Here is a 22,297-nt window from a genome sequence, read left to right as displayed (position 1 = left end):
TAAGTTTAAACGTTATTTTTTTGATACTTTATTATAGAACATAATTTAATACTTATTATTCCTAATAAAACACCTATTAATAATCCTATAACTACATCTGATGGATAATGCACATATAAATATAATCTAGAAAATCCAATTATAGTAGCTAAAATTAATGAAATTGCTCCAATTTTTTTATCCATATAAATTAAAACTGTAGCAGCTGCAAATGAAGACATTGTATGTCCTGATGGAAAAGAAAAATCTAAAGGCTTCTTAATTAAAATATCTATGGCTGTATTAATATCAAAAGGCCTTACTCTAGCAACTACTGGTTTCAAAAATAAGTTACCTATTAATAAACATAGAATCAATGCACATCCCATCATAACTCCATATTTTCTAGTTTTTTCATAAATAAGAAGTAATACACAAATAATTATCCAAACTATACCTGCATTCCCTAAAGAAGTTACAATAGGCATAAACCAATCTAAAAAAGTACACTTAAAAACACTTTGAATCCAATCTAAAATAGTAATATCCATGTTATATATATAATCCATTTCTAACCTCACATATTTTTTATTAATTATATCAAAATTTATTATATATTAAAAGGAGTTTAACATTAAAGCTAAACTCCTTTTAATATTAGATTTCTACAATTACAGGCACAACCATAGGTCTTCTTTTTATCTTTTCATAAACATAACTATTTATATCAGTTCTTATATTTTTCTTTATTTCTGCCCATTCTGTAATATCATTATCAAGACATTTCTCTACTGAATCTGTTGCAATATTCCTAAGTTCCTTCATTAGTTCCTCAGAATCTCTTACGTAAACAAATCCTCTTGTAATTATGTCAGGTCCAGATGTAATGCTTTTACTTTCTTTATTTATAGCAACTACAACTGTAATAATTCCATCTTGAGAAAGAGATTTTCTATCTCTTAAAACTATGTTACCTACATCTCCAACACCACTACCATCAATTAATATTCTTCCTGATGGTACTTTTCCTACAACTTTACCCCATCTTCTAGTTAATTCAAACACATCACCATTTTCTAGAATAGCTATATTGTTTGGTCTAACTCCCATTATTTCTGAAAGTTGAGCATGTTTCTTTAAATGCTTATACTCACCATGGACTGGTAAGAAAAATTTAGGTTTAACTAAAGCATGGATTAGCTTTAATTCATCTTCACAAGCATGCCCTGAAACGTGTATAGCTTCCATCGAACTATAAATTACATCTGCTCCCCTTTTACTTAATTCATTAATTATATTGGAAACAGACTTTTCATTTCCAGGTATTGGTGTAGCTGATATTATTACCATATCACCTTTTTCAACTTGAATACTTCTATGATTTCCAGCAGCTATTCTTGTTAAGGCAGACATAGGTTCTCCTTGGCTACCAGTAGTTACAATAGTAATCCTATCATTTGCATAATTTTTAACTTCATCTAAACCAACTAACATACCTTCTGGTATATTTAAATATCCAAGCTTTATAGCAACTTCAGATATTTTCTCCATACTACGCCCACTAAATGCAATCTTTCTCTTTGTAAGTTCACAAGCATTAATTATTTGTTGTAACCTATGAATATTTGACGCAAAGGTTGCAATTATTATTCTTCCTGATGCCTTAGTAAAGTACCTGTTTAAGGTTTCACCTAAAGAACTTTCTGACATAGTATGACCTGGATGAGTTACATTTGTACTATCTGCCATTAAAAGTAAAACTCCCTTTTTACCTAATTCAGCAAATCTACCTAAATCGATAACCTTTCCATCTATAGGTGTATAATCAACCTTTATATCACCAGTGTGAATAATTACTCCTATTGGAGTATGTAAAGCTAAAGCACAACTATCAGCTATACTATGATTTGTTCTTATGAATTCTATTTTAAAGTTGTTTAGTTTTACAGTTTCTCCTTGTTCAACAACATTTAAAGTACAATCATTTAACATTTTGTGCTCTGTCAGCTTAGTTTCAATTAATCCTAAAGTTAATCTAGTTCCGTACACTGGTACATTTAATTCCTTTAATATATAAGGTAAGGCTCCTATATGATCTTCATGTCCATGTGTTATAAATATACCTTTAACCTTGTCCTTATTTCTTTTAAGGAATGTTATATCTGGAATAACCAAATCTATTCCATATAAATCTTCATCTGGGAAAGCTAACCCGCAATCAACAACTATAATTTCATCATCATATTGAAATGCAGTTATATTCTTTCCTATTTCTCCAAGTCCCCCTAAAGGGATAATTTTTATGCTCTTATACTTTTGCAAATTTATTCTCCTATCCTTTTCTATAATTTATTGCTTTATTTTAATATTATTTAAAATCGTTTATAATCTCTTACTTTATAATATAATTAATCTCATTCCTTTGCAAGATATTAAATTATACTATTGTTTACTTATATTTTGTGTAAAGAATATATTTTTATACAATTAACAAAGAAAGTCATGAAGAATTTTATATCCTTCATGACTTAAATTTAATTATTTATTTTTTCTTATGCATTAACAACATAGCTATTAAGGAAAGTAGTGACATTAAGCCTAAGCCTCCAATATTACCACTTTCGTCACCAGTCTTTACAGGTTCTTTTTCATTATCTTCCTTTGAAGGTACTTCTGGTTCTTTAGGGTCTTCTGGTAATAATTCTTCTTTTATATTTTCTACCTTCAATAATATCTCAAGATTTTCATTATTTATAGTAACATTTTCAGAAAAATCACTTAAAACATATCCTTCTGGTGCCTTTGTTTCTATAACAATATAGCTACCATAAGGTAGTTGTATAGAATTAGCTACTCCTTCTTCATTTGTAATAATAGTATCTAAAGTATTACCTTCTAAATCTCTTATTTCAAATTCTGCTCCTGATAGCTTAATACTTTCATCAATACTATCTACCTTTAGAATATTTATCTTACCTAGAATCTTTGTATTTTCAAATGTTAGCTCTATTGTTTCTCCATTTGAATCTATTGTTACATTCTTAGATTCTTCTGATAATTCATATCCTGATGGTGCACTTACTTCTGCTACTGTGTAGCTTCCGTATGGAAGTTCTTTTGACGTTCCTACTCCGTTTTCATCAGTAGTTATTGTATCTACTACAGTTCCTTGGGAATCCTTAACTTCAAACACTGCTCCTGGTAACTTAATATTTTCATCAGCACTATCTACCTTTAGAATATTTATCTTTCCTAAGATCTTTGTATTAGTTATTGTTTTATAAACTACTGCCTTAGAGTTTACCTCAACCACTACTAAATCTAAGGATAATTCATATCCATCTGGAGCTTTAGTTTCAATTACAGTATATTCTCCATATGGTAAACTTCCTAAACTTCCTTTTCCATCTTCTCCCGTTACTATATTTCCTACTTCTTCTCCGTCAGAATTTAACACCTTAAATTCTGCTCCCTTTAACTTAATTTCACTGTCTTCACTATCTACTTTTTCTATTGCTATTGAACCAAGAAGTTTAGAATTTTTAAATGTTAACTCTATTATTTGTCCATTTGAATCTATTGTTACATTCTTAGATTCTCCTGATAACTCATATCCTGAAGGTGCACTTACTTCTGCTACTGTGTAGCTTCCGTATGGAAGTTCCTTTGAAGTTCCTACTCCGTTTTCGTCAGTAGTTATTGTATCTACTACAGTTCCTTGGGAATCCTTAACTTCAAACACTGCTCCTGGTAACTTAATATTTTCATCAGCACTATCTACCTTTAGAATATTTATCTTTCCTAAGATCTTTGTATTAGTTATTGTTTTATAAACTACTGCCTTAGAGTTTACCTCAACCACTACTAAATCTAAGGATAATTCATATCCATCTGGAGCTTTAGTTTCAATTACAGTATATTCTCCATATGGTAAACTTCCTAAACTTCCTTTTCCATCTTCTCCCGTTACTATATTTCCTACTTCTTCTCCGTCAGAATTTAACACCTTAAATTCTGCTCCCTTTAACTTAATTTCACTGTCTTCACTATCTACTTTTTCTATTGCTATTGAACCAAGAAGTTTAGAATTTTTAAATGTTAACTCTATTATTTGTCCATTTGAATCTATTTTTACATCCTTAGATTCTCCTGATAACTCATATCCTGAAGGTGCACTTACTTCTGCTACTGTGTAGCTTCCGTATGGAAGTTCTTTTGACGTTCCTACTCCGTTTTCATCAGTAGTTATTGTATCTACTACAGTTCCTTGGGAATCCTTAACTTCAAACACTGCTCCTGGTAACTTAATATTTTCATCAGCACTATCTACCTTTAGAATATTTATCTTTCCTAAGATCTTTGTATTAGTTATTGTTTTATAAACTACTGCCTTAGAGTTTACCTCAACCACTACTAAATCTAAGGATAATTCATATCCATCTGGAGCTTTAGTTTCAATTACAGTATATTCTCCATATGGTAAACTTCCTAAACTTCCTTTTCCATCTTCTCCCGTTACTATATTTCCTACTTCTTCTCCGTCAGAATTTAACACCTTAAATTCTGCTCCCTTTAACTTAATTTCACTGTCTTCACTATCTACTTTTTCTATTGCTATTGAACCAAGAAGTTTAGAATTTTTAAATGTTAACTCTATTATTTGTCCATTTGAATCTATTGTTACATTCTTAGATTCTCCTGATAACTCATATCCTGAAGGTGCACTTACTTCTGCTACTGTGTAGCTTCCGTATGGAAGTTCCTTTGAAGTTCCTACTCCGTTTTCGTCAGTAGTTATTGTATCTACTACAGTTCCTTGGAAATCCTTAACCTCAAATACTGCTCCTGGTAACTTAACACCTTCATCAGCACCATCTACTTTTAGGATATTTATCTTACCTAAAATCTTTGTATTTTCAAATGTTAGCTCTATTGTTTCTCCATTTGAATCTATTGTTACATTCTTAGATTCTCCTGATAACTCATATCCTGATGGTGCACTTACTTCTGCTACTGTGTAGCTTCCGTATGGAAGTTCCTTTGAAGTTCCTACTCCGTTTTCGTCAGTAGTTATTGTATCTACTACAGTTCCTTCGGAATCCTTAACCCCAAATACTGCTCCTGGTAACTTAATATTTTCATCAGCACTATCTACCTTTAGAATATTTATCTTTCCTAAGATCTTTGTATTAGTTATTGTTTTATAAGTTATTCCTTCTGAATTTACATTAACAGTAATTCTATCAGAAGATAATACATATCCTAATGGTGCTATTTTCTCTACTAAAGTATATTCTCCATATTCTAGATTTCCAAGGCTACATTTTCCTTGAGAATTAGTTTTTATGGTTCCCTTTAGGTTCTCTTCTGAATCATATACTTCAAATACCGCTCCAGCTAACTTAATACTACTATTTTTACTATCTACTTTTTCTATTTCTATTGACCCTTTTGAATCTAACTCCCAATTCCATCTACTGGTAAAATTATGAAGTTCAAATCCTCCTTCTTGATGTAATGAAGATGCAAATAATTGGCCATTTATTGATGAGCCATTACCATGAACTTTGGCCTTTGGTGCAACAACGCTACCTATAACGGCATAATTATTTATCTCTACTGTCTCAGCATTAGGGAATACCCAAATAAAGTTTGATGCAATTTTAAATAATGGAGAATCCTTTGGCAAACTGCTTCCCCATACATCCGCACCATTATATCTAACACAACCGCCACTAAACTTAATATCTTTAGCATTACTGTAAATAACATATTGTTTGTCTAAATCTACACTTTCTTTTAAGTCTAGGGAAGGAATTATGCCTGAATCCAGCTTAACTTTCACAATATTTTTTCCATTATTGGTAATAATATTTTTACCATATGAATTATCTTCAAAGCTTCCGTTAGTTTCTAAACTTTCTATATATCCAATAGTATTTGAAACTTTCCCTTTGAATTTAGAAATAGAATTTTTTATATTCTGTTGACCTGAATAGTTTACATCTGCTCCCATTACAGCAAACCCTTGATTGTATTCTTGCGCAAGCAAGATTTTGCTTCCATATACAGTTATATTACTACCAATAATCTTATCCCATTTGCCACTTGTCATTACCGTTGGCATTCCGTTATCTTCATACTTGCTACCTATTCCTGTGTAACCTGATGCAGCACTTGCTCCAAAATCCATACTATTATCTAAATATGGAGTATGCATATCTCCGCCTACAGCAACTGCACCTTCATTATCACCACCTTTAGAAATATACGCATAATTTTTATTATCATATGAAACTAATTTATCATCGCCAAATAGAATACCATTATAGTGTTCTATAGTACCGTACTTCTTATTTTCTTCCTCTTCTGTTGTTGCATTAATAGTTCTAGCCGGAATTATTTGTGTAATAACAAATAATATCCCCACCCACGTTGCTAGTTTCCTTTTAAACCCCTTCTTCATCCTTTCTTTACCCTCACCTTCCCTCACAAAAATTTGTTTTACAGTATATAGGTATTATTCTTTATTCACTTATATTTCTAAATTTACATATAAATTCAATAAAAAAAATCACCCAAAGTTATTATTTACCATTTTTTTACAGTTGTTAATATAGAAAATTAATTATTATTTAATTAAAATAACAATTAAAAAAAGTAGCAATTTCGCAATGTGGTAATATAAGGTATAATGTTATATATAGTAGAATTGAGGAGAGGATTAAAATATGAATAATTTAAAAGATACTTATACACTTTGTAATGGTGTAAATATTCCTTGTGTAGGTTTTGGTACATGGCAAACTCCAAATGGGGAAACTGCTATAAATTCAGTTTTGGAAGCTATGAAATGTGGATATCGTCACATTGATACTGCAGCTTGCTATGGCAACGAAGAAAGTGTTGGTAAAGCCATTAAACTTTCTAGAATTAATAGGGAAGAGTTGTTTGTAACAAGTAAGCTTTGGAATACTGATCAAGGATATGAAAGTACTTTAAAAGCTTTTGATAAAACTATAAAAGACTTAGGCTTAGACTACTTAGATTTATATCTAATTCATTGGCCTGTAGTGAAAGAACATAAAGAAGATTGGAAAGAAGCTATTTGTGAAACTTGGAAAGCTTTTGAAAAACTTTATAGCGAAGGTAAAATCAGGGCTATTGGGGTAAGTAATTTTAAACCTCATCATTTAAAAGTGATATTTGAAAATTGTAATATTAAACCAATGGTTAACCAGATTGAACTACATCCAAGCCATAATCAAGATGAAACAGTTAAATTCTGTAGGAATAATAATATATTAGTTGAAGCTTGGGGACCTCTTTCCACTGGTAGAATATTTAAAGTTAAAGAAATGCAAGATATAGCAAATAAATATAATAAATCAATTGCTCAAATAACTTTGCGTTGGCATATTCAAAATGAAATTCTTCCACTTCCTAAGTCAGTTACTCCAAGTAGAATAAAAGAAAATTCTATGATATTTGACTTTGAATTATTAAAAGAAGATATGGAACTAATCCAAAACTTAAAAGGTTGTGAAGGCTCTGGAGTAAATCCTGATAATATTAATTTTTAAACATAAAAGAAGCTTAATATATTTTTAAGCTTCTTTTATATTTGTCGAATACTTTTGTTTGATATTCATAAAATATATTATTATACTATAATCGAACGATATGTTTCATACTTATCTAACTATAATAAAAGGGGGCTATATTTTATGAATAATTCTATAACCTATAAAGATATTTTTAAACAGAAAGAGGCATTGAAGCTTTTTATTGCTAATATTGTTAGTAGATTTGGGGATTCTATAGATTCAATTGCTTTTACATGGCTAGTTTATGAAATTACAAATAATCCATCTTGGTCTGCCATTATATTTGGAGTAAACATGCTTCCATCTATTATATTTCAACCATTTGCTGGTGTATGGGTAGAACGAATGGATAAGAAAAAAATTATGATTATAACAGATGTCATAAGGGGGGTATGCGTTTCTCTAATATCACTACTATTTATTTTAGGTATCTTAAATCCATTTATATTACTGTTTATAACTTTTATCAACTCATCTGTAGAAGCATTTAGACTTCCTGCAAGTTCTTCTATTCTGCCTAAACTACTACCTAAAGATTATTACGAATACGCTATATCTTTTAGTAATACAGCATGTAAAATTTCAGAATTAGTAGGGCTTGCAGTTGCTGGTGGCATCATTGCAACATTTGGTATGCAAACAGCTATTTTATTAGATGCAATTACATTTATTATGTCAGCTATTATAATAAGCTTCATAAAGTTAAATACTCATGTTAGTAAATCTTTTTCTTCTTTTAGTGAGAAAAGCACTTACTTCACTGACTTAAAAGACGGATTTAAGTATATAAAAACAAAAAAAATTATATTAACATTATGTATTATATGTGCACTTTTAAATACAGGGCTTGTACCACTAAATTCGCTTCAAGCCCCTCTTGTAAAGACTGTTTTTAATGGTAATGTAGGACTACTTACTATTTTAAGTGTTACTCTTAGCTTAGGTATGATTATTGGTTCTCTTATTTATCCTACAATAAATAAGCGTATTAAAAACACAATCCTTATGTCTATATCTGGCTTATTTTTAGGGATTTATTATATATTAATAATCTTTATATCCACTTTAAATTTATCTTATTTTATGGCAAATATTCTATTAGGAATAATCTCTGCTATACTTGGACTATTTGTATCATTGCTCTCTGCTTCCTTACAAGTTTTATTTATTAAATCTGTAGAAGAAAATTATTTATCAAGGTGTAGTGCAATTTTTAATGCTTCTTCATGCTCTACAGTACCAGCTATGTCTTTCATTATTTCTATTGCATCATCTTCTATGTCCGTTAATAGTATATTCATAATCAACGGTTTTTTACTCAGCTTTATATTTTCCCTATATTTATTTAAATTTATAAATAAAGGAGAGTTATAACTACTGATTAAGTTCTTTTAAAAGTTAACAATAATTGTTATCATATACTTGAGGTGTTTATTTTGAAAACAATTTTAAAAAAAGATATAAATTATTATTCTGAATCACTAGATCTTCTAAAATTAATGACTAATGACTTTAGCTTTGAAGATTTAAAAAATAGATTAAAAAGAAATTATCCATTATGTAATGAATATACAAGCACCGTAATAGATATAATATCAAGAATTGCTGCAAAAGTATTTTCAAATTTGGATTTTTCAAAAGAAAGATTAGACTTCTTTTTTAAAGATTTAAACTTAAATGATTTGAGCATTGCAGATATATTACTTTTAAATCAAAACAGATTTTTAGATATTTCATTAGAAGAACAACTCACTTTAATTAAAAATATGAGTTATAAAGAAAAGATTTATAACTTTGCCCAACTTCTTTCTTCCAATGATATTGCAGGTACAGAGCTTAAAAATACTGAAATTGCTTCTTTTGAGGAACTTGTATCTCTTATATCATCATTAGATACAAGTATAAAAAACAAGTGGAATATTCAACTTGCTTTTTTAAATATAAACTCATTGATAGAAGAACTTTCATCAATGCTAAATACTTGCGTGCTTGAACTAAAAAAATATGACAAAGAACTCTCTAAATTAACTAAAGATTTTACGGATTATTGGGAACCATTTATTGAACAAAATGATATATTGCATTTTCTTACCTCTTCTCTAAACTATGATTTAGGTTCTGGATATGAAGAAATAATTGTATGTCACTCAATATTAAATCCTTCAAACATTTCATTTTCTTTAGATAATGATAATATATATAAAAATGTTATAAAAATCGGTGTTTTATTTAATGATAAATTTACTATTGAAACTAGAGTTAATTCAAATCATTTGGAAGTATATCAAAATCTAAAACTTCTGGGTGATAAAAGTAAATTTGATATATTAGTGTCTATTAAAGATACTTCAGCTTATGGCCAAGAACTATCTGAAAAATTCAACCTTTCTACTTCAACAATATCACACCATATGACTGCACTAATAAATGCTAGATTTGTTAAAGTTGAAAAGAAAAATAATAGAATTTACTACAGTATGAATAAAGATATTCTTGAAAATTTTCTTAATGAAGTTAATAACCTATTACTAAAATAAGAAGAGCCTTAAACTCTTCTTTTATTTTTTATAAAAAAATTTATTTTTCTTTGTATATATTTTCTTAATTTGTCCATAATATTAATGTAATCATAATAACCTACTATATATGGTAGCAATACCATATATAATCCCCCTATGTCAAAGGACAGTCCCTAACCAAGACTGTCCTATTTTTATACATAGATTTTTATTTCATTAAATAATTCTAAGAATTCCTTTTCAACTTCGCTCATAAGAACAAACTCTAATGAATAATTACCTACTAAATCCTCTCCTATAATTTCATGAAAATTCATAAGGTACTTCATCTCATATTTTAGCATTGAATCATCAACACTTTTAATTAGATTAAGCTCCTCCTTTGTTAAGTCTCCAATACCATACTTCTTATAAATTGCATTTTGTAATTTATCTTCTATAATAAGGTATTCTTTAAGTTCCTTTTTAACAGGTCTTGTAATATCTGAAAGATAGGCTTCCGACCCATCATGTAACAAGCAGGCAAGCTGAACTCTATTTGAGTATCCTCTTACTTTTGCTTCTTTAGCACAATTTATTGAATGTTGTGCTACACTGTAGAAATGATTAGTATGTCCATTTCCTCTACATATTAAAGACAATGCATGTCCAATATCTTCTATTAATATTTCCTCTTCTCTTGGATCTAAAGGATAAAACTCAACCTCTTTTCCTGTATATATAAAGTCACCTTTTCTCATGTTATCTCCTTTCAAAATAAAAACCACACTATAAGTGTAGAACTATCCATAAAATAAAAATTACTTATGGAACTTCCATGTATTATCCTCTCATCTATACATCCATAATCACTATGGACCACTCAAATATTAACACAGAATCGCGTAAAAATAAATATAGCCATGAATGAATTAAGTGACGAAACTGCAACCAAAACTAAATATGATAATCACTGTGAGAATGTATAGAAAAAGGTTTGTACAAATTATTTTGGTAGCTTTAATTCTAGCAAAAAGAAATATTTATATATTGTTTTAAATATATGAAGAAATAAATATATATTTATATATTTAAAATGCAGGTTAGGATAAGTTTATATGATATAAATTCAAAAAAATATTTTTATTATAATATTGAAATGGAAATCATGTATTTCTATCAACAATAATAATCACTTGTCTTATACTAAAATACTTTTTATATTTATAAAAGCAACTTGTTCCTACTTACTAATATATTTTCAAAAAAATAAATCCTGCAAAAAAATGCAGGATCTATTTTTATTTAATACTACTCAGCAACACCCAAGTCCTTCCATATAACATCCATAGTTCCTGGGGTAATTCCTTGTACAGAATACCATATACATTCATATTTATGTCCGTTATATATTACTACATCTCCCATAACATAATTTTTAGTAGCACTATAGTCATCCTTAGGAGGTGTTGTATTACTTACAACTGTTACTACAGCTTTTACACTTCTTTCTGCATCACTACTATCTTTAATGGAATACATTAACTCATATTTTCCAGTTTTAGTTGTATCCACAGTTCCTGTAACAACTATTTTACTGGTTATATCTCCATCTTCTTTATCTAAAGCTTTAATTCCAACTAAAGGATCAAAATCATCTCCAATTAGTATATTTGAGTCTTTTACTCCCCATAAAGTAGGAAGATAATTACCATTTGGTTGTTGTATTTCTTGTGTAGGATCTGGTTCGATAACTATTTCGGCTGAGCCTAAGTCTTTCCATATGGCAGCCATAGTTCCAGGTATTATTCCTGACGCAGAATACCATACGCATTCATACCTACGTCCAGCATAAACTACTATATCACCTTTTGAATAAGACTTCTTTGAATCATAGTTATCAGCTTCAATTATTGTCTTTTTACCAACAGTAATTACAGCCTTAAGAACTCTTTCCCCTCCATTGTTGTCTTTAACAGAATATATCAACTCATATTTACCTTCTTTACTTACATCTACAACACCTGTAACAACTATTTTACTAGTTATATCACCATCTTCCTTATCTAACGCTGTTATTCCTTCTAATGGATTAAACTTATCTCCTATTACTATTTTCTTGTTTCTAACTCCAGCAATGTTAGGTAGAGTATTCCCATCAGGAGTTACAGTTTCCTCATCCGAAGAATATCCATATAAGGTTTGTCCTCCATAAGCTTGTGAAGATTTATAAACTCTTTGGTTCATAGTAAGACTAATTATACCTTCTAAATTATCAACAGATTCCTTTGTGTCTAATGTATACGTCTTACTTTCACCAGGTTTTATAAATTTACCATCGTAAGTATCACTTAATTTTATAACATACTTACCATTCTCTTCTACTACATTTGAGCTTTCTAATGGATATTGTACCCCAGATATAGTAAGACCATAGGTCTCTAGATATAATGTTGGATTCATTAAGGTTTTTGCAGGTAATTCTACTGCACTTAATACCTCATCCGATTCAGATAGTTTTTCATTATTTGTAATTGTTATTTTTAATTCACTATTTCCACTACTTCCCATTATTGCCTTTGTAGGTTCTATTTTTGCAGTAACATTTACTTTATAACTTGAAACATCATATTTAGGCAAACTTACTGATCCAAATAAAGACTCTTTAGTTGCTTTGGTTAATTCATCACGTTTTGTAGATGTAGTTGTTTTATCCATTGATGCCATCCAAGCAATCATTCCACCAAGGTTATTCTCCTTTACATATTTACATTTCTCTTGTATTGATTTTACATTATCATAGCTAAAAAAAGCACCTGTTGTTGGATTATATAAATATGGAGCCTTAGCTTCATCATCCCAATACTCTTTTAATCCAGAATATTTTGATTTTAATGCATCTAAAGCATTGTAAGACCATACTCCTGTCATACGACCACCCTCACCATTCTTCAATGGTGCCTCAGGCCAAGCACCTGTTGTTGGTGTTCCATCTGCATCTGTTGTAACTAAGGCTGCATCTCCAAACAAGCCAGGTGTTGCTGTAGCTGTCCCCTCACTACTAACTTTTTCCCAACCACGAGTATAATAAGCTGCACCAATTACTATTTTTTCAGATGGTGCTCCTTGGGATAGATAATACTTAACACTTTCATCTATAGATAATCCCTTATCCTTAAATGGATCTTTAGAGTTAGTGTATAATCCTGTTTGGTGTCCACTAATATTATCCCATGCTCCTCTCATATCATAGGTCATGATATTAGCAAAGTCTACTAAACTAAATAATTTTGGTACATCTATTCCTGCAGATACTTTCTCTATTGGAGCTGGTAGGGCTACTGAAAGTTCATAAGTCTTATTAAGCTCCTTACCTTGAGCATCTAGAGCGTTTCTTAAATCTTGCAACAAATCAATAAAGTTTTCTTTATCAGCTGAAGTGCTATATTTTGTTCCTTCATCTCTTGAGTTATCACAAAGGTCAGGCTCTCTTACAAAGGTTGGGTACTCCCAATCCACATCAACAAAGTCCATGTTAGTATACTTAATAAATGCCATTACATTCTGCACAAACTTAGTACGACTCTCTTTATTAGCACAAACTTTTGAAAAATCCCCTGATTTTGACCATCCACCTAATGAAACTCCAATTTTCAAATTAGGATTTTCACTCTTTAGTACCTTAAATCCATTTAAAATACCAGCATTAGGTTCACCAGCTAACACGTCACTATTTCCTACTGCATGAGTCATTGCAGCATCTTTATCGGTAAATTGTAGGTTGCCGTGCTCATCAAAGTCTAAAAATGCAAAGTTAAGATGTGTCAATTGATCTGCAGGTATATCCTTTGGATTAAACTGCTTCTGCCCACCCCATATAGACCAATCACCATAATACATAACATTGCGGTACTTTTTTAATCCTTGTGCTTCAACAGTCATAACTGATCCATTCTTCTTTTGATCAGCAGCTATTACAGGAACTGTATTTGTCATAAGTATAGAAGCAATTATAGCTATGGCTAACATTGCTTTAGCATTTTTATAAAATGCCTTCTTTAACATGACTTAACTCTCCTTCATTGATATATAATTTATTTTCCATTGGAAACAATATCAATCATTTTAAAGCAAAACCAAGAAGCAATTCTATATTTAACTATATTCTATAAAAGTCACAATAATACATATATTTACAAAAGTAAATTTATTTAATAAAAACCACACTAAAAGTGTGGTCTTATTAATTAAACACGTATTCTTTATGGAGCTTCCATGTATTATCCTGCCACTTATATATTGTTACATTATCAAAGCTACAGTTAAATTTACAAGGATATTCATTTACATACTCCCAAAGATCATTGTATATATTTCTTATTTTTTTTGAAGATATTGTTACATGAATTATTTTATTTTTTCCATCTTTTTTATCGAAATTTATATAGGATACCTTTGACAATTCATCAATAAGTCTATCATGGACTTCTTTCCCTTCCTTAGACATTTTTACATCCATATATATAACCCTATCATCAAAATGGTTATATCCTTCTATCTTATATGGAGCTTTGCTATGCTTTTTAGTAAAGTCTTCAAGAATATCTTCTATTTCTTTTATTTCGCCCTCTACCTCAAAGGGTGCTTTTATTGTAAAGTGTGCAGGAAGTTTAGAGGATCGTGCTTTGAACTTTTCAAATACTTCTCTTCTTAAATTATTATTAAACTCCCCTCCTGCTCCATGTACAATTGAAACTATAACATACCTCATTATTCTCTCCTATCTATAAGATGTGTCGAAGCAAAATCTGGACCATTATGATTATTCTTTGTCCTATCTACTACTTCATCCCCTCTATCTGATACATCTAATGAATCCATAATCTTATTCTTTGAATTATATGTTTCCAATGGCATTTGTAATTTTATTTGTTGTCCATTCGAAAAATCTTCTCCTACATTCATTGTTGTTAATTCACTACTCATTTGGGTTACCATTTCAACATCATCATTTGTATTACTTATCTCATTAATATTGGTTTTAGAATTTTCTACTATCTCTTCAAACTTATTTCTATATTTTTCCATATTAAGTCCTCCTAAAAATAAAAACTAGAGTATTTCAACTCTAGTTTTTACTTAATTATCTTAATATATTTATAAATAACGTTATTACTGCTGAGTTAACAAAATCAATAAATAAGCATCCTACAATTGGAACCACTAAGTAAGGAGTTGGTGCATATCCAAACTTTGCTGTTAATGCATCCATATTAGCAACTGCATTTGGAGTTGCCCCCATACCGAAACCACAATTGGCTGAGGCAAAAACAGCTGCATCATAGTCTTTCCCCATAATTCTAAAGGTTATAAAATATGCAAATACCCCCATTAATAAAGCTTGTGCAATTAACATAACTAACATAGGAAGTGCTAAATCAAACAACTCCCATAATTTTAGTCCCATCAATGCCATAGCCAAAAAGAATGAAAGACTTATTCCACCTATAGTTTCAATCTCTTTATCCTCAAGTTCTACTTTTCTAAAATCACAGATATTTCTTATAACTGCAGCTGCTACCATAGCACCAATATATGACGGAAAAGTTAATCCTAAATCTTGAATAAATTTTGAAATAATTGACCCTATTCCCATGGCTAAAAATATCCATGCAACAGCATTCATCAATCTTTTATGACAAAGTATAGCTTGATTGTCCTCATGAAAATCGCTAAGTGGTAATGAATGGTCTTCTGAATGCTTTGGTGTATCTATATTTTTTCTTTCAATTAAATTTTTAGCTACAAAACCTCCAATAAAGCTTCCCATAACTAATCCAAATGTAGCTGAAGCAAAGGAAACTGTAGTTGCACCAGCCACACCCATCTCTTCTAATAACGGTCCAAAAGAACCTGCTGTTCCATGTCCACCTACCATAGGTATAGATCCAGTACATAAACCTAATAATGGATTAAGATTGAATACGGTAGCCAAAGAGGCACCTAAAGCATCTTGTAATACCACTAAAAGCATAGCTAAAGCTAGAAATATTCCTACCTTAATTCCACCCTTTTTTAATATTTTTAAACTTGCCGTATATCCTATACTTGTAAAAAATGCAGTCATAAAAATATTTTGAAGCGTTATATCTAAATTTATTGTAGCTATATTAGTTATTCTTAAAATCAGTACTAGTACAGCAAATAATAATCCTCCTATTACTGGAGCTGGTATACAATATTTTGAAAGTAATTTTACTTTCTTTCTTAAATACAGACCTATATAAAACACTATTGTTGCAAGTGCCATAGTCTCAAATATATCTAAATTAATTGTCATAAACTTGTTCCTCCAAAACTCTTCTAATGTAAATTAAAAATTTATCTTTAGCTGTGATATTTTTCTATCTATTAGATATTATTCAGCTTTTCTAAGATTTTATTATATTCTTTTTCTAGCTTTTCCTTAATAATATCATTTTTTTCTATTGATAACCTTGATAAAACCTCTGAAAGTTTCGTCCTTAAAAGCATTTTCTCATCCTCTTTGTTATTTCTTACTTTTTTATGGTCCTGAGAATAATCATAATAATTTCCTCTAAAAGTTATAAGCTTACAGTTTTTAATTTCAAAAATTTTATTACATATATAAGATATTAATTTTCTATCATGACTTATTATAATAAACTCTTTATCAGTTCCACTAAGAGCTTCCTCTAAAGCAGTTATAGAGTTTATGTCTAAATAGTTAGTAGGCTCATCTAATATTAAAAGATTATTGTCATCTAATAATACTTTACATAAACTCACCTTAACTTTCTCGCCACCACTTAGTATTCCCACATTTTTATGAACATCATCTCTTTTAAATCCAAATCCACTAAGACATATCCTTATAAAACTCTCTTCAAATCTAGAGTTATATTTTATATTTTCTAAAATAGTTAAATTGTCATTTAATATTTTTTGTTCTTGGTCAAAATAGCCAATCTTTACTCTTTGATTAACTTTTATATTATCAACATTATTTATAATTTCTTTAATTAATGAGGTTTTACCCGAACCGTTATCTCCTATTAAGGCAACTTTATCCCCCTTATTAATTACAAAATTGCTATCTTTTATAAGAGTTTTATTACCACGCTTTATGCATATATTTTTACCCTCAGCAACTATTTTAGAGTATATTTCTAGTCCATCTTGAACTTTTATCTTTATATTCTTAACTTTCTTAGGCTTTTCTTTTATCTCTAGATGTTCAATTCTACTTTTTAATGCTTTTACATTGCCATCAAGCTTCTTCTTTCCCTTTTGTCCACCCATCTTATGAAGCCTAGCTTCAGAGTTTCCCATTCTTTTAGGTGTTCTCTTTATAGAATTCTTAATTTCTTCTTTTCTAATTATAGCTCTTTCAAGATGTTCTTTTTCATTAATATATTTAATATATTCTCTTTCTTCACTTAAATTTTCTAATTCTTTAACTTCTAAATATTTAGAATAATTTCCATTATACTTTTTAACTTTACCGTCCTTTAGCTCTATGATTATGTTGCAAACATTATCTAAGAACTCCCTATCATGAGATACTAGCAGAAGGCCACCATCATATTCTAATAATAGTTTTTCTAGAGAATCTATTGCACTTCTATCTAAATTAGAAGTTATCTCATCTCCAATTATAAGTTTGGATTTCTTCTTTAATGAATTTACTATCTTAAACTTTACTTTTTCCCCTCCAGACAAATACTTGTCAAAAAGGTTTGGTGCTTTAATACTAGTAGAATTCCACTCATAATCAAAGTCACATTCTTCAACAAAATCTACACCTTGGCTTATATAGGAATAACTATTACATATAGTCACTTCACCACTATCCCTTTCCTCTTCACCAATAAGTATCTTAATCAAGGTTGATTTTCCCGAACCATTCTCCCCAACTAATCCAATTCTATCACCTTGGAATATTTTTAATTCATCTATATCTAGAATCATTCTATCCCCATAACTTTTTTTAACATTAAATAAGCTTCCTAACAACAAAAAAATCCCTCCAATCTTAAACGGAGAGAGCAGAAAAATAACGTAATGTAAAACTAATCTACCCTCAAACTTGCACAACAAAAAAACCTTATTATAAGGTGACTTTTTTCTTATTGCACTAAAATTTAACAATAGATTATATTCTCATTTCTTAAATACCTATGCCTTTCTTTAATTTTGAAAAACTTACGTTCATATTATATCACACTTATGTATTTTATCAATAATTATGTAAATGTCACAAGTTTTATCCAATTTGAATAACTTATAATAGAAAGCAATCACCTGAATAGGCCAAAGGAGGATACTATGACTATAAACTCAAAATCTTTTGATACCTTCGAGGAGTTGTCTCAAGAATTGGATCTTATAGGCTTTATGTCTGCTTATACTAACATACCATTATCTAAGATAAATACTTATATTAAGTTTGATAATATTGAGTTTGGTGGCGCTAATGATATCACTTATAATAAGGATGAAAGTTCTTTTTCTATAACTGAAAACCACACCTATATTCTTCTTTCTAGATATATTGGAAAAAATGTTGCTAATAGCACTAATTCTTTCATTATTTATGCTAATAATATTCCAATAAGTTCTTTAACTCAAGAAACTTCAACTAATGGTGACCTTAATTGTAACAACTATATTTTTTATACCTCTACCACACCTACTGATATAAAAATACTTAATACTGGTGAAAATAATATACAAGACTTTAAGTGTAAATTTCTCATATTAGAAATGGATTAAATAAGTAGGATAGATGTTTATTTTTCACATTCCGTCCCAAGCTCCAAATCACAGAAAAATAAATATCTATTCACTTCCTACTTAAGATATGGAAACTATAAAATTATTTTCCTTTATTTTATAGTTTTTAATATTAAATTGTAATATCCCGCTTAATTTATACCTAACTAAAATTTTATATTTTACTTTACATAAAAAAAGAAGGAGTTTCTCTCCTTCTTTTAAATATTTAAAGATAATATCCTATCTTCAAATTCTTTTCGCTGTTTCTTATTTATATCACCTAAGTTAATTTGAAACTTCTTATTTTCTTTAGTAACTACTATAACTTCATTCTTGGTTTTATCACTCTCTACATTTTCAATATTATCAATGACTATTTCCTTTTTGGTAATCATCCCTAAAATTTCAATCTTATTATCAGAAAATTTTAAAGTAGTTAAATAACTTTTTGCAAACCCTAATGCAATTAATACACAAGCTATTATGTATGCAATAATTATGAAATCTGACTGATTTTTATATAATCCACTTACTTTTATTGATATAAGCAAAAAAGCTGCAATTACATAAATTAATGAATATATAATATTTAATGCAGTTCCTCTATAATTCTTTATCATTTTATCCTCCAAAAAACAACTTCTTTCTCTCAATTATATAATATTTTTTAAAAAGAATAAATAGATCAATAATACCCATTAAATAAATCCAATAGATTTTTTTCTGATACATATCCTAAATCTTTTAAAGCTTTTCCTATCAAATTTAATGCATATGATATTTCCTCTAATCTAGCATTCTCTCCCATATGTCCAATTCTAATAATTTCATTATCATAAGGTTTAAGTGATGTTGAAATTATTGCGTTGTATTTATCATTTATGTAATTTTTTAATTTAACTGCCCCAATATATTCTGGAACTTTAAAGGCTGTTACAGTATTACAAAATCCATTTTCTAAAAACAATTCTAACCCAAAGCCTTGGAGTGCCTTTCTTGTAGCATCAGCAACTTTACTGTGCCTAAGTATCACATTCTCTATTCCTTCGTCAAGTATGTTATCTAAAGCTAGATCTAGTGCCATAATATCACTAATAGGCATGGTGTAAGGAAACCATTTTTCTATATAATAATTCTTCCATATATTTAAATTACAATAAAATCCAACAACAGAAGTTTTCCTACTTTCCATAACTTCCTTAGCTCTATTACTTAAAGTTACTGTAGTCAATCCAGGAGGGGCTGAAAAAGCCTTTTGAGAACCTCCTAAAAGTACATCTATTTTCCAATCATCACCTTTAACTTCTTCTCCCCCCATTCCTGCAACAGAATCTACTACAGACAAAATTCCATACTCATTTAATAACCTACATATTTTAGAAATATCATTCTTAACTCCAGTAGGCGTATCACAATGTACTAAAGTTGCATATTTAAAATCATGATCTCTTTGCAAAAACTCATTTAATTTGTCAGTATCAATTTCTTTTCTATAATCTGATGAATAGTACACACCATCTCCACCATATATTTTAACAAAATCCATAAACCCTTTTCCAAAAATGCCATTATTAATAACTAAAACCCTATCTCCTGGCTCTGTTAATGTTGCGCAGGCAGCTTCTAAACCTAATATCCCTTCACCACATAATATATATGTTTCATTTTTAGTATTAAGAATTTTACTAACCTTATCACATGTGCCCTTATAAAATTCAACAAAATCAGTGTCTATATCTGGATTAGTAGTTACTTTAGACCTTTCTAATCTAACATTGTCTCTTACATTTGTTGGCCCAGGTGTATAAACAAATTTATTATTCATCCCCAATCTTCCTTTCCCTATGAATATGGATAAATACTAACACATCCCTAATTCTTATTCAATTGTATTGATACAATGCCTCAAGCAATTAATATATATAAAAAAGGTTATTGTATGTTTCATACAATAACCTCTCAATATAACAAATTCATATTATTTCTTATTTATTTTATTATTCCACTTGTGCCCACAACATGCACATACTAAATCTAAATTTTTAGATGATACACTTCCCAAAACATTTCCATCAAAATCTGTAAGCATAGCTTCACCACCAGTATTTAGAATCTTGTATTTTTTCTTTGTGGTTTTTAAGTTTGTAGCTAAACATTTTGGACAATATAAAATACCTTCTTCAGTATATTTTTCTATTTTTAGCTTATCATCTTTTTCCTTCATTTTCAAAAATTTTTCTGCTTCTTTAGCTTGTACTAACATTAAGCTTTCCTTTTGAGACCTCTTTAATAATTCTAAAAAACCCATCCTTATTCCTCCCCTTGTAAGCTTAATTATATATTACATCATTTTTTTATTAGAAACAAAGTATAAATTTCTAATTATCTTTTTATATTTTCTTAAATGCTCGTAAAGCCTTATTCTATGTGCTTTCGAGTATTTTTACTGTAGGAAGATACTTCACGTTTCTTTGCATATTTCCTCATGTCTTAGCTGTCAGAAGTGGTAAATAAGTAGTAAATTCATTTGTACTACTAAGCAACAAGACGCTCCTGTTGCTTCTCTTTATTCAAGCGTTTCATTTCTGCCATTGCAGAATCGAATGTTGCATGTGCGTAATAGTTCAGCGTCATGGCTATATTAGCATGTCCCATAATGTACTGTAATGCCTTTGGATTCATTCCTGCATTTGCATAGTTGGTACAGAATGTATGTCGCAAACTATGTGGAGTGATGTGTGGCAATTTATCCTCGTTATACTTATTGTATTTCTTAACAAGACCTTTCATCATGCCGTTGTAATCACTTGCCACTTTTGGATAGTTCTTTCTATTAAGAAAGAGGAAATCACTATATCCATCAATCTCAACACGCTTATCATTCTTTCGATTCGCTAACACTCGCTTAAATGCTTGATAGGCTTCTTCAACCATAGGAACTTGACGTTCGCCACTTTTGGTCTTTGGTGTTTCAATGTAGTACCCAATTTCAGTATCTCTCAATAGCTGATGGTCTATATTGACAAGACGATTCTCAAAATCTAAATCTGGAAGTGTCAAACCACCAAACTCTGAAATACGAAGACCTGTTTTTAAGAGTATCAGAATTTCATCATAATTTTTGCTGTAGGTTTTATCAGCTTTTGCAAAGGCTAACAGTTTTTCTTCCTGTTCTTCTGTTAGTACGGTCTTAGGGACAGTATCATCATCAAGAACTGCTTTCAGTTGAAAGTCAAATGGATTCTTCCGAACACAATCATCTTGTATAGCAATATAGAATGAAGCCTTTAAAGAACGTTTGTAGTTATTGATGGTTTGATAAGCATAACCATTTTCACTCATTCTAATAGCCCATTCTTTAGCGTCTGATGGCTTAATACTGTCAATACTTCTTACACCTAACTTGTCTTTCTT

17 protein-coding genes are annotated in these 22,297 nt (G+C 29.7%); 4 read left to right on the top strand and 13 right to left on the bottom strand.

Annotated elements, in window-relative coordinates; genetic code table 11:
* Positions 1–5: 5 nt before the first annotated feature.
* The 3 genes from DR024_RS11580 to DR024_RS11570 all read right to left on the bottom strand — a co-directional run bounded on the left by DR024_RS11580 (position 6) and on the right by DR024_RS11570 (position 6,445).
* Positions 6–548 (bottom strand): phosphatase PAP2 family protein, encoded by a 543-nt coding sequence (locus DR024_RS11580; RefSeq protein ID WP_065254792.1) that lies wholly within the window; start codon positions 546–548, stop codon positions 6–8.
* 88 nt (positions 549–636) lie between these two features.
* On the bottom strand, positions 637–2,301 hold the full coding sequence (locus DR024_RS11575; protein WP_207734591.1) for a ribonuclease J: 1,665 nt from the start codon (positions 2,299–2,301) through the stop codon (positions 637–639).
* Between the two features lie 220 nt (positions 2,302–2,521).
* A complete protein-coding gene (locus DR024_RS11570; protein ID WP_111918850.1) occupies positions 2,522–6,445 on the bottom strand; it encodes a SpaA isopeptide-forming pilin-related protein in 3,924 nt (1,307 codons plus the stop codon).
* A gap of 265 nt (positions 6,446–6,710) precedes the next feature.
* Between DR024_RS11570 and DR024_RS11565 the strand changes: the two genes are divergently transcribed.
* The 3 genes from DR024_RS11565 (at position 6,711) to DR024_RS11555 (ending at position 10,123) form a co-directional block, all read left to right on the top strand.
* Positions 6,711–7,562: an aldo/keto reductase gene (locus DR024_RS11565; protein WP_099328473.1), complete on the top strand. Its 852-nt coding sequence runs from the start codon at positions 6,711–6,713 to the stop codon at positions 7,560–7,562.
* Between the two features lie 144 nt (positions 7,563–7,706).
* On the top strand, positions 7,707–8,960 hold the full coding sequence (locus DR024_RS11560) for an MFS transporter (protein ID WP_099328474.1): 1,254 nt from the start codon (positions 7,707–7,709) through the stop codon (positions 8,958–8,960).
* 62 nt (positions 8,961–9,022) lie between these two features.
* A complete protein-coding gene (locus DR024_RS11555) occupies positions 9,023–10,123 on the top strand; it encodes an ArsR/SmtB family transcription factor (protein WP_111918848.1) in 1,101 nt (366 codons plus the stop codon).
* A gap of 176 nt (positions 10,124–10,299) precedes the next feature.
* Here the strand turns inward: DR024_RS11555 and DR024_RS11550 are convergent, their stop codons facing one another.
* The 6 genes from DR024_RS11550 to abc-f form a co-directional block, all read right to left on the bottom strand.
* The gene (locus DR024_RS11550) at positions 10,300–10,845 is read right to left on the bottom strand and encodes an HD domain-containing protein (RefSeq protein ID WP_049176988.1); all 546 of its coding nucleotides are present in this window, start codon (positions 10,843–10,845) and stop codon (positions 10,300–10,302) included.
* 550 nt (positions 10,846–11,395) lie between these two features.
* On the bottom strand, positions 11,396–14,149 hold the full coding sequence (locus DR024_RS11545) for a glycosyl hydrolase family 18 protein (RefSeq protein ID WP_111918846.1): 2,754 nt from the start codon (positions 14,147–14,149) through the stop codon (positions 11,396–11,398).
* Positions 14,150–14,327: 178 nt separating this feature from the next.
* A complete protein-coding gene (locus DR024_RS11540) occupies positions 14,328–14,855 on the bottom strand; it encodes a 2'-5' RNA ligase family protein (protein ID WP_055184340.1) in 528 nt (175 codons plus the stop codon).
* On the bottom strand, positions 14,855–15,172 hold the full coding sequence (locus DR024_RS11535; RefSeq protein WP_027097588.1) for a hypothetical protein: 318 nt from the start codon (positions 15,170–15,172) through the stop codon (positions 14,855–14,857). The genes DR024_RS11540 and DR024_RS11535 overlap by 1 nt, the downstream gene beginning before the upstream one ends.
* Before the next feature lie 55 nt (positions 15,173–15,227).
* Entirely contained in the window at positions 15,228–16,424 is a 1,197-nt protein-coding gene (gltS, locus tag DR024_RS11530; RefSeq protein WP_027097587.1) for a sodium/glutamate symporter, read from the bottom strand.
* Positions 16,425–16,495: 71 nt separating this feature from the next.
* Positions 16,496–18,124 (bottom strand): ribosomal protection-like ABC-F family protein, encoded by a 1,629-nt coding sequence (gene abc-f / locus DR024_RS11525; RefSeq protein WP_342355869.1) that lies wholly within the window; start codon positions 18,122–18,124, stop codon positions 16,496–16,498.
* Positions 18,125–18,433: 309 nt separating this feature from the next.
* Here abc-f and DR024_RS11520 point away from each other — a divergent pair, with 309 nt between their 5' ends.
* Positions 18,434–18,880 carry a hypothetical protein gene (locus DR024_RS11520; protein WP_111918844.1) on the top strand — a complete coding sequence of 149 codons (447 nt, stop codon included), beginning with the start codon at positions 18,434–18,436 and terminating at the stop codon, positions 18,878–18,880.
* Positions 18,881–19,101: 221 nt separating this feature from the next.
* Here the strand turns inward: DR024_RS11520 and DR024_RS11515 are convergent, their stop codons facing one another.
* The 4 genes from DR024_RS11515 to DR024_RS11500 form a co-directional block, all read right to left on the bottom strand.
* Positions 19,102–19,503, bottom strand: coding sequence for a hypothetical protein (locus DR024_RS11515; RefSeq protein ID WP_027097584.1), 402 nt, complete (start codon positions 19,501–19,503; stop codon positions 19,102–19,104).
* Positions 19,504–19,568: 65 nt separating this feature from the next.
* Positions 19,569–20,708, bottom strand: coding sequence for a pyridoxal-phosphate-dependent aminotransferase family protein (locus tag DR024_RS11510; RefSeq protein WP_027097583.1), 1,140 nt, complete (start codon positions 20,706–20,708; stop codon positions 19,569–19,571).
* Between the two features lie 153 nt (positions 20,709–20,861).
* Positions 20,862–21,191: a hypothetical protein gene (locus DR024_RS11505; protein ID WP_027097582.1), complete on the bottom strand. Its 330-nt coding sequence runs from the start codon at positions 21,189–21,191 to the stop codon at positions 20,862–20,864.
* A gap of 227 nt (positions 21,192–21,418) precedes the next feature.
* Positions 21,419–22,297: site-specific integrase (locus tag DR024_RS11500; protein ID WP_111918842.1), on the bottom strand; the 879-nt coding region annotated here is incomplete at its 5' end.

The organism is Clostridium paraputrificum, assembly GCF_900447045.1.
GTDB classification, from domain to species: domain Bacteria; phylum Bacillota; class Clostridia; order Clostridiales; family Clostridiaceae; genus Clostridium; species Clostridium paraputrificum.
Note: the sequence above shows the minus strand (reverse complement) of the source record. Positions and strands in the feature narration are given on the sequence as shown.